Below are 13,941 nucleotides of genomic sequence, written 5' to 3' on the forward strand. Positions count from 1 at the left end.
GGTGATCACGTTCAGGCAAGGGCCTCTCCAGCTGGCCCTTCCTGCCTTCCTCGGCATTCTCGGGGGCACGGCGCTCGTCTGTGCGGGCCTTGCGTTCACCGCCGATCCGATGCCGCTCAGCGAGGTCAAAGTATGCGTGTCGGCGGCGGTGGTGGCCGCCGCCGGCATCGCCCTCCTGAACAGGCACCACGGCGTGAGCCTCACCGAGGAGGCTCTCGTCGTGCGCGGCAACCGGCGTCGGCGGATCCCCTGGACCGACATCATCCGGTTGGAGGTCCGACGCGTCCTCGGCGTACGTCAGGTCGTCGTGCACACCAGGGACGGCCGACGCACGGTGCTGCGCGCCCCGACGTCCTTCATCGACGGCCGGTTCGACCGGAAGGTGGGGATCCTTACGGAACATTGGGAAGCGAGGCGGAGGTTCGCCTGAAGCCACCCGTGAAACCGCGGTGAAACCGCCGTAAAGCCGCCGCCCCGCACGCTCCTCCCATGACCACGACACGCACCACCACAACCACAGCGGGGCAGGCGGCGCAGGCCATCACCGCGAGCGGCCTGCGCAAGGCGTACGGCGATCACGTCGTCCTCGACGGGATCGACCTGGCCGTGCCCGCGGGGACCGTCTTCTCGCTGCTCGGGCCGAACGGCGCGGGCAAGACCACGGCCGTGCAGATCCTCTCGACGCTCATCGAGGCGGACGCCGGGGAGGTGCGGGTCGGCGGGCACGACCTGTCACGCGATGCGGAGGCGGTGCGCGGACAGATCGGTGTGACCGGGCAGTTCGCCGCCGTGGACGCCATGCTCACCGGCGAGGAGAACCTGGTCCTGATGGCGGACCTGCACCATCTGGGCCGGCGGGAGGGCAGGCGGCGGGCCGCCGAGTTGCTCGAGCGGTTCGAGCTGACCGGCGCGGCGAAGAAGCTGCCCGCCGCGTACTCCGGCGGGATGCGGCGGCGGCTCGACATCGCGATGACGCTGGTCGGCGACCCCCGCATCCTCTTCCTCGACGAACCGACGACCGGTCTCGACCCGCGCAGCCGGCACTCCATGTGGCAGATCGTGCGGGACCTCGTCGCGGACGGGGTCACGGTGTTCCTGACGACCCAATACCTGGAAGAGGCCGACCAGTTGGCCGACCGGATCGCCGTGCTGAACGGCGGGAAGGTCGTCGCCGAGGGAACCCCCGACGAGCTGAAGCGGCTCGTCCCCGGCGGGCACGTACGGCTCAGGTTCGCCGACCCGGCCGCCTACCAGCGGGCCGCCGCCGCCCTGCGCGAGATGTCCCGCGACGACACCGCGCTCACCCTCCACGTGCCCAGCGACGGCAGCAGTCGCGAACTGCGCGCCCTGCTCGACTGGTTGGACGCCGAGTCCATCGAGGCCGAGAGCCTCACCGTGCACACCCCCGACCTCGACGACGTCTTCTTCGCGCTCACGAACCCGACGAGCGCCTCCGCCGAACTCCCCGACTCCCGCAAGGAGACCGTCCGATGAGCACCCTCTCCTACGCCCTCGCCGACTCGGCGACCATGCTCCGCCGCAACCTGAGGCACGCGCTGCGCTACCCGTCCATGACGCTCACCAGCGCCGCGATCCCCATCATCATGCTGCTGCTGTTCGTGTACGTCTTCGGCAACGCCCTCGGTGCGGGCATCGGCCCGGCTTCGGAGGGCGGCGGCGAGTACGTCGACTACGTGGCCCCCGGCATCATCCTGATGGCCGCGACCTCCGGAGCCATCGCCGTCGCGGTGTCCGTCTGCGTCGACATGACCGAGGGCATCGTCAACCGGTTCCGCACGATGTCCATCTCCCGGGCCGCCGTACTGAACGGCCATGTCGTCGGCGGCGTGATCCAGACGATGGCGAGCGTCGTCCTTGTCATCGGTGCCGCGCTGCTGACCGGGTTCCGGCCGAACGCCACGCCCGTCGAGTGGCTCGCGACCATCGCCGTCCTCGCCATGGTGGTCCTCGCGCTCACATGGGTCTCGGCGGCCCTGGGCCTGGTGAGCAAGACCGTCGAGTCCGCGAGCAACGCGCCGACTCCGCTGACCTTCCTGCCCTTCCTCGGCAGCGCGATCGTGCCGACCGACTCGATGCCGACCGGCGTGCGCTGGTTCGCCGAGTACCAGCCCTTCACGCCGGTCATCGAGACGCTGCGAGGGCTGCTGATGGGCACGGAGATCGGCAACAGCGCGCTCATCGCGGTCGCCTGGTGCGTCGGCCTCAGCGTCCTGGGCTACCTCTGGGCCCGGTCGGCGTACGACCGCGCCCGCAAGTGACCGGGTCAGTCACCCCGGGTACGCAGCACCTCCAGCGCCGCACCCCGCAACTCCACACGCCCCAGGGCGGCATACGCCGACACCGCGTCGTCGTAGGCCGCCCGGTCGGCGTGTCCGGCCGCCTCCCGTACGCGGGCGGAGGACATCGTCGGCTGGAAACCGCGGAGGTAGCGGAAACGCTCGGCCAGGGCGAACAGCCGCGCCGCCGTCTTCGTCGAACCCCGCTCCAGATCGACCATCGCGAGCGCCACCAGAAACGCCCCGCACACCGGCAGATCCATCACGTACGCCGGCTGCGTGACGGTCGGGTGGGTGAGCAACACCCCGAGTTTGCCGGGGAGTTCACCTGCGAGCTGCTCCACCAGGTCGAGGCGGCCGTGCTGGGCGTGGGCGATCACGGCGACGGCCCGGGCCTCCAGGTTCCACGCCTCGACGTCGTCCACGCCGGCCACGCCGGACGGGTCCTTCTCGAAGAGCGGCCCTTCCGGACTGTGCCCCGGATCGGCGGCCAGCCGCCACAGCCGCAGCCCCTCCTCGGTCCGCCCGCGCGCGAGCAGGATCTCCGCGCGCACCCCGTGGCCGAACATCAGCATGCCGAACGGGTCCTCCGCTTGGTTCAGCGCCGTCTGCTCCAGCCAGTGTTCCGCCTCGTCGAAGGCGCCGAGCAGGAGATGGGCGAGGACCATGGCCCAGCGGACGCCCAGCGCGTCGACCGAGGGGCCGAGCAGCTGTTCCTGGAGCCGCAGCGCCGCCTGGATGTGGCTCAGCGCCTCCTCGCCCCGCTCCAGTTGGAGGCAGAGTTCGCTGATCCGGGCGTGCGCCTGGGTCAGGGTCCAGGGGCCGCCCCGCCCGTCGAGCGCGGCGAGCATCCGCCGGGCCGCCGCCAGGGCCTGCCCCGGGTCGTTCTCGTTCTCCGCCAGGAAGCTCGCGACGGCGTTGGCGACACCGGCCACCAGCGGCTCGTGGCTGTCGCACAGCTCCCGTAGCCCCACGCGGTCCCCGCGCAGCGCCTGCGGCAGGGCGCCCAGCACCGTCGCCGCGGCCCGGACCAGGGTGTCCGGCGGGGCCGGGGGCAGTCTGAGCACGGTGACCAGGGAACGCACCGCGGGCGTCCGCGGCCCGTGCAGCATGAACTGGTTCGCCGTGAACAGCACGGCCGCCGTCCGGGTGACCTCGACGTCGTCGGGCCCGGGCCGGAAACGCGACAGCAGCGGGCCGATCTCCTCGAACAGCGTGACCGTGCGGGCGTAGTTGGACTCCAGGTTCCAGGCACCGGCGAGCACCGCGGTGACCGCCGCGACGGTGGGCATGTCGGCGCGGGCCTGCGCGAGCCGCAGCGCGTGAACGAGGTTGTCCTGCTCCGCGCGGATCCGGTCCAGGTCCGCGACCGAGTCGGCGTCGAGGACCGCCTCGTGCCGCGTCCGCCCGAAGTCGCGCGCCCACGCCAGGAGTTGGCCGGTCGCGCGGTCCGTCTCGCCCGCCTCCTCCCGACGGGCGGCACTGAACTCCCGTACGGTCTCCAGCATTCGGAAGCGCACGCCGGACGCGGTGTCCGTGACCTTGAGCAGCGACTGGTCGACGAGGTTCTCCAAGACGTCCAGTACGTCGAGTACGTCGCCCTCACCCACGAGATGCCGCGCCGCCTCCGCCGTGAAGCCGTCCGGGAAGACCGACAACCCGCGCAGCGCCGCCCGCCCTTCGGTGTCGAGCAGGTTCCAGCTCCAGTCGACGACGGCGAGCAGGGTGCGGTGCCGCTCCGGGGCGTCGCGCGCGCCGCCCTTGAGCAGGGCGAAGCGGTCGTCGAGACGGCGGGCGATCTCGGTGACCGACATGACGCGGACGCGGGCCGCCGCCAGCTCCGTCGCGAGCGGCAGCCCGTCCAGGTGACGGCAGAGTTCCTCGACGGTGGCCGTCGGCAGTTCGACGCCGGGCCGCGCGGACCGGGCCCGCTGTCCGAACAGCTCGACGGTCGTCGCGAGGCTCAACTCCGGGAGCAGGTACACCGATTCGGAGCTGAGGCCGAGCGGGGCCCGGCTGGTGGTGAGGACGCGCAGGTCGCGGGTGGTGGACACGAGGGCCTGTACGAGGTCGGCGGCGCCGCGTACGACGTGCTCGCAGTTGTCCAGGACCAGCAGGGCGGCAGGACCGAGGGCCCCGGCTATGCCGGCGAGGACGTCCGCGGAGACGGCGAGGTGGCCGGCGGAGGCGAGCCGGGGCTCGCTGACGCCGAGTGCGGAGGCGACCTCGGCGGCCACGTCGGCGTCGGTGGTGACACCGGCGAGCGCCACGAAGTGCACGGACTTCTGCTCGGCGGCACGGCTCACGACATGCGCGAGGCGCGTCTTGCCGAGACCGCCCGCGCCGACGATCGAGGTGACCCGGGAGGCGCGGAGCAGGTCCGTGACCGCCGCGATGTCCTCGGCCCGCCCGAGCAGCGGGTTGGGCTCGTGCGGGACACCGCGCCGGACGGCGGGCGCCTCTTCGCGCAGCAGCTCCTGGTGCAGGGCGCGCAGGGCCGCGCCGGGTTCGGTGCCGAGGTCTTCGCGCAGGGTGCGGCGGTAGGTGTCGTAGCGGGCGAGGGCGGCGGCCGGTCCGACGGTGGCGGCCTCGCAGCGCAGCAGCTCGGCGAGCACCTCCTCGTCGCGGGGATGTTGTCGTACGAGGGCGGTGAGGGCCTCGGTGGCCTCGGCGCGGCGTCCGAGGCGGGCCAGGGACAGCGCGCGGGCGCGCACCAGAGCCGTGTACGCCGGGACGCGCGCCGCGCGCAGCGCGGAGACCGGGTCGGCCGCCAGGTCGTCGGCGGCGCCGTCCCAGAGCGCGAGGCCGGCCTCGGCGTGTGCGAGGGCGGCGGTGTGGTCGCCGTCCTGGACCGCCCGGGAGCTGTCCCCGGCGGCGAGCACGACGGCGGAGCTGTCGACCTGGTCCTCGCCGAGCGTGAGCCGGTACCCGGTGGCGGTGCTGGCGATCAGCTCGGCGCCGAGCTGGGAACGGGCCCGTGAGACGAGCACCTGAAGCGCCTTCGTCGGATTCTCCGGCTGCTCGTCGGGCCACAGCCCGTCCACGAGCCGGGCGGTGCTGCATCCGGTGCGCAGGTCGTCCGCCAGCAGCGCGAGCAGGCCGCGCAGCCGGGGTCCTGCGACCTCTCGTCCGCGATGGGACACCCGCGAGAGGAAGATCAGCTCGGCCGTCATCCGAGTAGGTTAACGAGCTGTCCGCCGGCCTGGCTGTCAGTGCCCCGTGCCATCCTGGTGGGGTGACTGTGGTGGAGGACTTGGTCCGGCTGCGCCGGGCCCGCGACCGGATGGACCGTGAGTACGCCGAGCCGCTGGAGATGGCGGAGCTCGCGCGCACCGCGCTGATGTCGCCCGGCCATTTCCAGCGGAGCTTCCGGGCCGCCTTCGGCGAGACCCCGTACACCTATCTCATGACCCGCAGGATCGAGCGCGCCAAGGCCCTGCTGCGCCGCGGCGACCTGACGGTCACGGAGGTGTGCTTCGCCGTGGGCTGCACATCGCTCGGTTCCTTCAGCTCCCGCTTCACGGAGCTTGTCGGCGAGACCCCCAGCGCCTACCGCGCCCGGCCGCACGACCACGGCGCCCCCATCCCGTCCTGCGTGGCCCAGCGCCTCACCCGCCCGTCCCGCCACCGCAACCCGGAAGCGGAACCGGGCACACGCCTCTGACGCCCGTCGGGCGGATCCTGCCGGACAGGCCCTAGCGTGGACCCATGATTGGACCCATGGATGACGTAAAGCTGTCCCAGTGCTTCATCGCCGTCGACGACCACGACAAGGCGCTCGCCTTCTACCGTGACGTCCTGGGGCTGGAGGTCCGCAATGACGTCGGCTTCGAGGGCATGCGATGGGTCACCGTCGGCTCGCCGCTCCAGCCGGATGTGGAGATCGTCCTGGAACCGCCGGGGGCGGACCCGAACGCGTCCCCGGCCGACCGGCAGGCCATGGCCGAGCTGCTGGCCAAGGGCATGCTCCGCGGCGTGATCTTCTCGACGACGGACTGCGACGCCCTCTTCGCCCGCGTCGAGGCCGCCGGCGCCGAAGTCCTCCAGGAACCGACGGACCAGCCGTACGGCGTCCGCGACTGCGCCTTCCGCGACCCGGCGGGCAACCTCCTCCGCTTCAACGAACGGTCCCCCCGCGCCTGACCGCGCCGCGGACGGCCCCTCGGCCCCTCCGGACGCACCGGGCCTACCATCGGCTGGTCACGATCACCGGGAGACCTCATGACGTCCACGCGCCGCAGCATCCTGTACGTCAGCGACCTGGCCTACCCCGCCAAGGGCCGCCGGTACTGCGACGAGGACATCTTCCTCACCTCCCGGCTGCGCGAGGAGTTCGACCTCGCCGTGTGCCATCCGCTGGACGCGGCCGCGCTGATGCACTCCTTCGACGCGGTGGTCGTACGCAACAGCGGCCCTGTCCTGAACTACCAGGCGCGGTACGACGCCTTCCGCGAGCAGGCGGTCGCGGACGGCGTACGCGTCTACAACCAGCTGTCGGGCAAGGGCGACATGGCGGGGAAGGGATACCTGCTGGAGCTCACGGCCGCGGGATATCCGGTCATCCCCACCATCGACCGCGCGGAGGACCTCGGCAAGCTCCCCGACGTCGACACGTACGTGGTGAAGCCGAAGCTGGGGGCGGACTCCATAGGCCTCGAGTTCGTGCCCCGCGAGCGGCTCACCGACCCGGCGGCGTACGGCGACGTCCTCGTCCAGCCGCGCATCGACTTCCGCTACGAGGTGTCCTTCTACTTCGTGGACCACACCTTCCAGTACGCCCTGTACGCGCCGCGCCCCGACGAGCGGTGGGCCCTGGAACACTACGAACCGACCGAGCAGGACCGGGAGTTCGCGCAGCGCTTCGTCGACTGGAACGACATCGCGTACGGGATCCAGCGCGTGGACGCCTGTCGGGCGCCCGGCGGTGAGCTCCTCCTCGTCGAGCTGGAGGATCTCAACCCGTATCTGTCCCTGGACGTCCTCTCCCCCACCGCTCGGGACGCGTTCGTCGCGCGCGTGAAGACCTCGTTGCACGCCCTGATCGGAGAAAAGACCCCATGACAGCCCCCATGAGCGACCCAATGACGGGGCCGATCCGGTGGACTTACGCCTTTGTCGACCGGCCGATGAAGAAGTTCGGGCCCGCCTGCGACTTCTGGACCGCGGTCACGCGCACCAAGCTGTCCGAACGACGCGGCGCACGCGGCGAGTTCGTGACCCTGCTGCCCGACGGGGGCGCCGACGCCTGTGTGAAGGTTCAGGGCGTCGTGGGGGCGGTCTCCGGGGGCGCGCATCTCGACCTCGCCGTCGAGGACGTACGGGGAATGGTGGAGTCGGCACTGCTGCTGGGCGCCGAGCTCGTCGCGGGTCACGCGGGGTGGGCCGTGCTGCGTTCCCCCGGTGGGCAGTTGTTCTGCGCGGTGCCGTGGCACGGGGAGTCGACGCGGCCCCCGGTGGTCAAGGGGCCGTCCGGTGTCACCAGCCGCCTCGACCAGGTGTGCATCGACCTGGCGCCCTCCGCGTACGAGGCGGAGATCGCCTTCTGGAGCACCCTCACCGGATGGGAGTCCCAGCCCGGCGCGCTCGAGGAGTTCCATGTGGTCAAGCCGCCGGCCGCGCTCCCGATCCGCATCCTCCTGCAACGCCTCGGCACCGCGCGCCCCACCTCCGCCCATCTCGACATCGCCTGCTCCGACATCGACGCGGTCCGCATCCGCCACGAACTCCTCGGCGCCACGCTCATCGGCCGGGGCGCCCGCTGGGCGGTGATGCGGGACCCGTCGGGCGGCACGTACTGCCTGACGCCCCGCGACCCCGAAACGGGCGGCCTCCTGCGCTAGCCGATCGCCGCCTCGCCCGAGTCCCACACCTCGACGTCCACGACAGCTTCCACCGGAATCGGTCCGTAGATGTGCGGGAACTCCTCGCCCCCGGCCTCCACGGCCTCGTACCGCAAGGGGACGCCCAGCCGTTCGGCGTCGATCACCAGGACCACCAGCTCGTCGGGGCCGGCGTACGAGCCGTACAAGAAGGCGGCCACCTTGGGGAGTTGGTGGCGCAGAGAGCAGTGGATGAAGCCCTCCTCCTGGAGGGTCCGGCCACGGGTGGACATCTGGTAGGCGCCGGACGCGCGCGCCGCGTCCCACAGGGAGCGCTCGGTGATGTGAAGGAGAGGTTCGGGCATACCCGAACGCTAAGGCCTGAGGCGGGCGGCGCGCGCGTGCAAATACCGCTGTTCGGGAAGGCTGAGGGTCTTGCCGGCCGCCGACTCGTAGGCGGCACGGGCCCCCGCCGCGTCCCCCGCGCGCTCCAGCAGATGACCGCGTACCGCGTCGAGCCGATGCCCGAGCGCCGACTCGCCCTCCAGCAGGTCCAGTTCGGCAAGGCCCGCCCGGGGCCCGTGCACCATGGCCACCGCCACCGCGCGGTTGAGCCGCTCGACGGGCCCTGGGACCCGGCGGACCAGGATGTCGTAGAGGCCGAGGATCTCGCGCCAGTCCGTGGCGTCCGCCGACGGCGACTCGTCATGCACCGCGGCGATGGCAGCCCTCAGCTGATAGGGCCCCGCCCTCCCCCGCGACACCGACAATGCCTCCGTCACCAGCGCCACGCCCTCCTCCACCGCCGCCTTGTCCCACAGGCCGCGGTCCTGCTCGTCGAGGGGGACCAGTTCGCCGTGCGGGCCGGTGCGGGCAAGGCGCCGGGCGTCGGTCAGCAGCATCAGCGCCAGCAGCCCCGCCACCTCGCGGTCCTCGGGGAGGAGACGGTGCACCGAGCGGGTCAACCGGATGGCCTCGCCCGCGAGTTCGGCCCGCTGGAGGGCCGCACCCGAGGTCGCCGTGTACCCCTCGTTGAAGATCAGGTAGAGGGTGTGGAGGACGGCGGGCAGCCGTTCCTCCCAGTCCTCCGGGCGCCCGAATGCCGTCCCCCGTACCCGCTGCTTCGCCCGGCTGATCCGCTGCGCCATCGTCGCCTCGGGCACCAGATAGGCCCTCGCGATCTCCGCCGTCGTCAGACCGCCGACGGCCCGCAGGGTGAGCGCGATCTGGCCGGACGGGGTCAGCTCCGGATGGCAGCAGAGGAAGAGCAGGGAGAGAGTGTCGTCCTCGCTCGGTGCCCGGGCCGCGCCCGGTGGCGGGGCCACGAACGCGTCCCGGGGTGTCAGCGCCGCCACCTTCTCCTCCCGCAGCCGCCGCGCCTCCTCACTGCGCAGGGCATCGGTCAGCCGCCGCGAGGCGACCTTGATCAGCCAGCCGCGCGGATTGTCGGGCACGCCTGTGCCGGGCCACTGCCCGGCAGCCGCGAGCAGCGCCTCCTGTACGGCGTCCTCGGCGGCGTCGAAGTGCCCATAACGCCGCAGTAGCGCGCCGAGGGCCCCCGGCGCGTGCAGGCGCAGCAGGTCCTCGACCTCGGTCGTACGACTCGGGCGGCTCATCCGCCTCAGATGTCCCCGGAGCCGTCCGGGATCGGCCGGATGACCACCGGGTACTCGGTGGATCCCTCGGGAACGGGGCACTGGGCGACGCGCGCGGCGATCTCCGTGACCCGCTCCAGACTCTCGCACTCCAGGATCCAGAAGCCGGCCATCTGCTCCTTGGTCTCGCCGTACGGCCCGTCGGTGATGACGGGCTTGCCGTCCTTGTCGGCCGTGACCAGCCGGGTCCGGTCGTACTCGGCCAGACCCTGCACGTCGAGCAGTTCCCCGGACTCGGAGAGGTCATTGTTGATCGCGCCCATGAAGGCGTACATGGCCTGAATCTCCTGCTCGCTCCAGACCGGGGAGCCGGGGGAGGGGTTGCCCCGCATACCCTCGTGGTCGGCCTGCGTTCCCTGCACCATCACCAGGTACTTCATGAGTCCGCTCCTGGGTTTCCTCGGTTCGGACCGCCCGCTTCGGGCGGCTCTCGCAGGAGACGTCGGAGCCGGCCCGCGTTTCTCTACACGGCCGCGCGCTCTCGCTCAGGTTTTTTTCGTGACGGGCTCCTCGGGCCGAACTGCGGCCCGGGGCTCCTCCTCGGCTTCCTCGGCATACGTCTTGCACTCCGGGTTCCGGCAGGGTCCTGGTACCCACACGGGGACCCATGCGCCCAAGGTCTTGTGTCGCTTCACGACCGTGGCGACCGGCTGCCCGCAAGCGGAACAAACATACTCATCGGTGCCCATGCCTTCAGGGTATTGCGGAAGGGCGTTCAGCGCTTCCTGCTGTACGTCCTCACGAGCACCCCGTTCTTGAACACACGCACTTGGTCGAGCGCGAACTCGGCAACGTCGAAACCGGAGCCGAACATCGGCATACCGGAGCCGAGGACCACCGGGTACGTCTTGATGACCAGTTCGTCCACTTCGTCGATCAACGCGCCCGCGAGCTGCGAGCCGCCGCACAGATAGATGCCGAACTCGCCGTCCTCCGCCTTGAGTTCGCGGACCTTCCCGACGACGTCGTCCGCGACGATCTCGACGTGCGGGTCGGGCGACTCCTTGAGGCTCCGCGAGGCGACGTACTCACGCAGATGCGCGTACGGGCTGGTGACGCCGAGGTCCAGTGCGAGGTCGTAGCTGGCGCGGCCCTGGATGATCGTGTCGAAGTTGCGGTTCTCCAGGTCGTCGATGCCGAGCGGGCGGCGGGCGTGGGTCGGCAGGGTCTCCGGGTACTCCGCCTTCAGGAAGTCCTCGATGTACTCCGCGTCGACGAACGGCATGAAGGACTGCGCGTCGCCGTCCGGGGCTCCGATGAAGCCGTCGATCGAACACGCGATGAAGTAGGTGAGCTTGCGCAAGCGGGTCTCTTTTCGTGGTCGGCGTTCATGGCGACTCCGGTGGTCACCCTTGAACCACTGCAGTTATAGTGCTTCACCTGTAGTGGTTGCAAGCGTTTTGGTGGCACCGGCGAGATTTTGGGAGGAAACCCGGATGGCAAGGAACCCGGAGCGCAGGGCGGCTCTCGTCGATGCGGCCGTCGAGGTGCTGGCACGGGAGGGCGCGCGGGGACTGACGTTCCGCGCGGTGGACGCCGGGGCGGGCGTGCCGGTGGGCACCTCGTCGAACTACTTCACCGACCGCGACGACCTGCTGGCCCAGGTCGACGCCCGCATCCACCAGCGCCTCGCACCCGACCCGTCGGTGATCGCCGAGCTGCTGAAGGGCCCGAAGGACCGCTCACTGGTCCTGGAGTTCATGCGCGACGTAATGGCCCGCGCCATCCGCGACCGCACGGGCTACCTCGCCCTCTTCGAAATGCGCCTGGAGGCCACCCGCCGCCCCGCCCTGCGTGCCTCGTACACCAAGTCGGTACGCGGCGACCTGGTGGACGGCATGGACTTCCACCGCACCGCCGGCCTGCCCGGCGGCGACGAGACCGTGACCGTCCTCTACCTCGCCATGCTCGGCCTGCTCCTGGAGCACCTGACACTCCCGGGCGTCCTGGACGGCGTCCTGCCCGAGGTCACCGTCCCGGACGGCCTGGTGGAACGGATCGTGGCGACGATCGTGCCGGACGGCGCTCCCGAGAAGGACTAGGGCTGCCCTAGGCCTGCGGCTCGCGCCACATGGGCCACATCTGCGGGCCGTAGGGCAGGTCGAGGGGGCGGTCGGTCAGCTCGAAGCCGAGCCGCTCGTACAGCTTGCGGCTGCGGGCACTGCTCGCTTCCAGGTACGCGGGCGTCCCCTCGCGGTCGCAACGGTCGAGGACCGTCTCGATGAGCGCGGTGCCGAGCCCCTCACCCTGGCGCCCCGGCGCCACGGCGATCATCCACAGGTACTCGTGGGCCCGGCCCGCCGGGTGGATCCCCGCGGTCAACCGGCCGATGAGCTCCACCCGCTCATTCTCCGGGTCGACGGCCTCACGCAACTGCCCGGGCCCGTCCTCGTCGCCATGCTCATCGGCAGGCACGGACAGCCACAGCGCACACGCCGCCCCGTCCTCGGTGACATCGACACGCCCCTCGGCAAGCACGACATCAGCAAAGGCACCCATCAGCTTGTGATGCGTACCCATCCGATGCGCCTTGTCCGGAAAAACCCAACTGCTCACAGGGTCATCCTGAAACGCCTCGTCCAACAACCGGATGACAAACTCCCGGTCCCCTTCACCCGCGGTCCGGATCACCACGCCCACGCCCTCAGCCCCTTAGCCTCAACCGCCGCTGATCGTACGGCGGTTGAGATCTTGCACCCTTCTGCCCGGGGAGGACAATCCAGCCCGTCCGGCGTCTGAGGACGAGGTGGTGCCGTCCCGATCCCCCACCCACCCGTGGGGGCCGCACCTTTCAGCCCGGCCGGGGGAGGAATCTTCAGCCCGTCCGGCGTTTGAGGACGAGCCCTTCGGGCGAACGGGGGTCTGGGGGCGGAGCCCCCAGGAACAAGGGACGGGTAGGGGCGGAGGGGGCGAAAAAACAGGCCCCGCACACCGTGGGGATGTGCGGGACCAACCGGAGCCCAGTAACCGTACGGAGGTCAGGTGCCGTACAGAACCAAGAACCCCGGAGACACCGGGGGCATCAACCACCCCACCGACGGAGTCAGTTGCTGCGCCGCGTCACGAACTCCGCCAGCGCCAGCAGCCCACCCGCCGCCTCCGGATCAGGCACCGCCCGAGACAGCTCATGCATCGCCCGAGCCATCCGGTCGGCCGCCTGGACCTGCGCCCAGTCCCGACCCCCCGCCCGCTCGACGGCCAGCACCGTCCGCTCCAACTCCCCCTCCTCGTAAGGAACCCTGTACAACGAGGCCAGCTCGACCGCCGCAGGCGTACCCGAGGCGAGCGCGGCCACCACGGGCAGCGACTTCTTACGGGCGATGAGGTCCGCCCCGGCAGCCTTGCCGGTACGGCTCGGATCCCCCCAGATCCCGATCACATCGTCGATCAGCTGAAAGGCGAGCCCGGCCTCACGACCGAACGCGTCAAGCGCCTCGACGTCCTCATCCCCCGCCCCCGCGTACAACGCACCCAGCGCACAGGCACACCCGAGCAACGCACCGGTCTTGGCCTCCGCCATGGCAAGGCACTCGTCGAGGGTGACCTCGTCGGGACCGCGCTTCTCCATGTCGGTGTCCGCATGCTGCCCCGCACACAGCTCGACGACACAGGACGCGAGCCGTGCGGCGGCCGCCGAGGACGCCGGATGCGGATCCTCGGCGAGCAGCCGCTGAGCCAGCGCCTGCAAGGCGTCCCCGGCGAGGATCGCGTCGGCGTCGCCGAACACGGTCCACGCGGTGGGCCGGTGCCTGCGGGTGGTGTCCCGGTCCATCACGTCGTCGTGCAGCAGCGTGAAGTTGTGTATCAACTCCACGGCGGCGGCCGCCCGTACGGCGTTCGCATGCTGTCCGCCGAGCGCGCGGACCGCGGCGAGCACGAGCGCGGGCCGGATCGCCTTGCCGGAGTTGCCCGCCGCGGGCGTACCGTCCGCGTGCTCCCAGCCGAAGTGGTAGAGCGCGATCCGGCGTATCGAGCCCGGCAGCGAGTCGATGGCCCTGCGCAGCTCGGGGTCGACGGACGCCCGGGCCCCCTCCAGGATCCCCGCCGCTTCCTGCCCTCCCCCACTGTCGGTCTCGCTCGAACGGGGAGACCCCCACCGCGGGCTTGGCGGGACCTGCTCATCCATGGCCCTCCCGATGGAGCTCCGCCTTTCGAGGCTCTCGGCCGGCC

The 13,941-nt window shown here is 71.2% G+C and carries 15 protein-coding genes; 8 read left to right on the forward strand and 7 right to left on the reverse strand.

The genetic code is table 11. The features are described 5' to 3' along the window. Window position 1 precedes the first annotated feature (1 nt). From OG266_RS14265 to OG266_RS14275, 3 genes are read left to right on the forward strand one after another with little or no spacing between them, the layout of a single operon-like run. Window positions 2–430, forward strand: a complete 429-nt coding sequence (locus OG266_RS14265) for a hypothetical protein (RefSeq protein ID WP_371545977.1) — start codon at window positions 2–4, stop codon at window positions 428–430. 59 nt (window positions 431–489) lie between these two features. After that, window positions 490–1,494, forward strand: coding sequence for an ATP-binding cassette domain-containing protein (locus tag OG266_RS14270; protein ID WP_371545979.1), 1,005 nt, complete (start codon window positions 490–492; stop codon window positions 1,492–1,494). Further along, the gene (locus tag OG266_RS14275; RefSeq protein ID WP_371545980.1) at window positions 1,491–2,279 is read left to right on the forward strand and encodes an ABC transporter permease; all 789 of its coding nucleotides are present in this window, start codon (window positions 1,491–1,493) and stop codon (window positions 2,277–2,279) included. Before OG266_RS14270 ends, OG266_RS14275 begins: the two co-directional genes overlap by 4 nt. Window positions 2,280–2,284: 5 nt before the next feature. On the opposite strand, the gene OG266_RS14280 is transcribed toward OG266_RS14275, so the two are convergent. Next, the gene (locus OG266_RS14280) at window positions 2,285–5,470 is read right to left on the reverse strand and encodes a BTAD domain-containing putative transcriptional regulator (protein ID WP_371545982.1); all 3,186 of its coding nucleotides are present in this window, start codon (window positions 5,468–5,470) and stop codon (window positions 2,285–2,287) included. Window positions 5,471–5,580: 110 nt separating this feature from the next. Here OG266_RS14280 and OG266_RS14285 point away from each other — a divergent pair, with 110 nt between their 5' ends. The 4 genes from OG266_RS14285 (at window position 5,581) to OG266_RS14300 (ending at window position 8,137) form a co-directional block, all read left to right on the forward strand. After that, window positions 5,581–5,961: a helix-turn-helix transcriptional regulator gene (locus OG266_RS14285; protein ID WP_266463749.1), complete on the forward strand. Its 381-nt coding sequence runs from the start codon at window positions 5,581–5,583 to the stop codon at window positions 5,959–5,961. Between the two features lie 56 nt (window positions 5,962–6,017). After that, window positions 6,018–6,440 carry a VOC family protein gene (locus tag OG266_RS14290; protein WP_266454434.1) on the forward strand — a complete coding sequence of 141 codons (423 nt, stop codon included), beginning with the start codon at window positions 6,018–6,020 and terminating at the stop codon, window positions 6,438–6,440. Between the two features lie 78 nt (window positions 6,441–6,518). Continuing rightward, a complete protein-coding gene (locus OG266_RS14295) occupies window positions 6,519–7,358 on the forward strand; it encodes a hypothetical protein (protein ID WP_371545984.1) in 840 nt (279 codons plus the stop codon). An 8-nt stretch (window positions 7,359–7,366) separates the two neighbouring features. Next, window positions 7,367–8,137 carry a VOC family protein gene (locus OG266_RS14300; RefSeq protein WP_371545986.1) on the forward strand — a complete coding sequence of 257 codons (771 nt, stop codon included), beginning with the start codon at window positions 7,367–7,369 and terminating at the stop codon, window positions 8,135–8,137. Here the strand turns inward: OG266_RS14300 and OG266_RS14305 are convergent. The 4 genes from OG266_RS14305 to OG266_RS14320 form a co-directional block, all read right to left on the reverse strand. After that, window positions 8,134–8,481 (reverse strand): DUF952 domain-containing protein, encoded by a 348-nt coding sequence (locus OG266_RS14305; RefSeq protein WP_329545592.1) that lies wholly within the window; start codon window positions 8,479–8,481, stop codon window positions 8,134–8,136. The genes OG266_RS14300 and OG266_RS14305 overlap by 4 nt on opposite strands. A gap of 9 nt (window positions 8,482–8,490) precedes the next feature. Next, window positions 8,491–9,732 carry an RNA polymerase sigma factor gene (locus OG266_RS14310; RefSeq protein WP_371545988.1) on the reverse strand — a complete coding sequence of 414 codons (1,242 nt, stop codon included), beginning with the start codon at window positions 9,730–9,732 and terminating at the stop codon, window positions 8,491–8,493. Window positions 9,733–9,737: 5 nt separating this feature from the next. Further along, window positions 9,738–10,151: a YciI family protein gene (locus OG266_RS14315; RefSeq protein WP_266454442.1), complete on the reverse strand. Its 414-nt coding sequence runs from the start codon at window positions 10,149–10,151 to the stop codon at window positions 9,738–9,740. 335 nt (window positions 10,152–10,486) lie between these two features. After that, a complete protein-coding gene (locus OG266_RS14320; protein ID WP_329545596.1) occupies window positions 10,487–11,074 on the reverse strand; it encodes a dihydrofolate reductase family protein in 588 nt (195 codons plus the stop codon). Between the two features lie 133 nt (window positions 11,075–11,207). Here OG266_RS14320 and OG266_RS14325 point away from each other — a divergent pair, with 133 nt between their 5' ends. After that, complete coding sequence (locus tag OG266_RS14325; RefSeq protein ID WP_371545989.1) at window positions 11,208–11,813, forward strand: TetR/AcrR family transcriptional regulator; 606 nt, start codon at window positions 11,208–11,210, stop codon at window positions 11,811–11,813. 7 nt (window positions 11,814–11,820) lie between these two features. On the opposite strand, the gene OG266_RS14330 is transcribed toward OG266_RS14325, so the two are convergent. Next, window positions 11,821–12,411, reverse strand: a complete 591-nt coding sequence (locus tag OG266_RS14330) for a GNAT family N-acetyltransferase (protein WP_371545991.1) — start codon at window positions 12,409–12,411, stop codon at window positions 11,821–11,823. Window positions 12,412–12,814: 403 nt separating this feature from the next. Further along, complete coding sequence (locus OG266_RS14335) at window positions 12,815–13,897, reverse strand: family 2 encapsulin nanocompartment cargo protein polyprenyl transferase (protein WP_371545992.1); 1,083 nt, start codon at window positions 13,895–13,897, stop codon at window positions 12,815–12,817. Window positions 13,898–13,941: the final 44 nt, after the last annotated feature.

The organism is Streptomyces sp. NBC_00554 (assembly GCF_041431135.1).
Taxonomy (GTDB): Bacteria; Actinomycetota; Actinomycetes; order Streptomycetales; family Streptomycetaceae; genus Streptomyces.

Excerpts from the sequence above, each read along its gene's own strand:
- OG266_RS14315 (WP_266454442.1), bottom strand. The coding sequence starts at position 10,151 with ATGAAGTACCTGGTGATGGTGCAGGGAACGCAGGCCGACCACGAGGGT.
- OG266_RS14325 (WP_371545989.1), top strand. The coding sequence starts at position 11,208 with ATGGCAAGGAACCCGGAGCGCAGGGCGGCTCTCGTCGATGCGGCCGTC.
- OG266_RS14295 (WP_371545984.1), top strand. The coding sequence starts at position 6,519 with ATGACGTCCACGCGCCGCAGCATCCTGTACGTCAGCGACCTGGCCTAC.
- OG266_RS14305 (WP_329545592.1), bottom strand. The coding sequence starts at position 8,481 with ATGCCCGAACCTCTCCTTCACATCACCGAGCGCTCCCTGTGGGACGCG.
- OG266_RS14290 (WP_266454434.1), top strand. The coding sequence starts at position 6,018 with ATGGATGACGTAAAGCTGTCCCAGTGCTTCATCGCCGTCGACGACCAC.
- OG266_RS14280 (WP_371545982.1), bottom strand. The coding sequence starts at position 5,470 with ATGACGGCCGAGCTGATCTTCCTCTCGCGGGTGTCCCATCGCGGACGA.
- OG266_RS14310 (WP_371545988.1), bottom strand. The coding sequence starts at position 9,732 with ATGAGCCGCCCGAGTCGTACGACCGAGGTCGAGGACCTGCTGCGCCTG.
- OG266_RS14270 (WP_371545979.1), top strand. The coding sequence starts at position 490 with ATGACCACGACACGCACCACCACAACCACAGCGGGGCAGGCGGCGCAG.
- OG266_RS14335 (WP_371545992.1), bottom strand. The coding sequence starts at position 13,897 with ATGGATGAGCAGGTCCCGCCAAGCCCGCGGTGGGGGTCTCCCCGTTCG.
- OG266_RS14275 (WP_371545980.1), top strand. The coding sequence starts at position 1,491 with ATGAGCACCCTCTCCTACGCCCTCGCCGACTCGGCGACCATGCTCCGC.
- OG266_RS14285 (WP_266463749.1), top strand. The coding sequence starts at position 5,581 with ATGGACCGTGAGTACGCCGAGCCGCTGGAGATGGCGGAGCTCGCGCGC.
- OG266_RS14300 (WP_371545986.1), top strand. The coding sequence starts at position 7,367 with ATGAGCGACCCAATGACGGGGCCGATCCGGTGGACTTACGCCTTTGTC.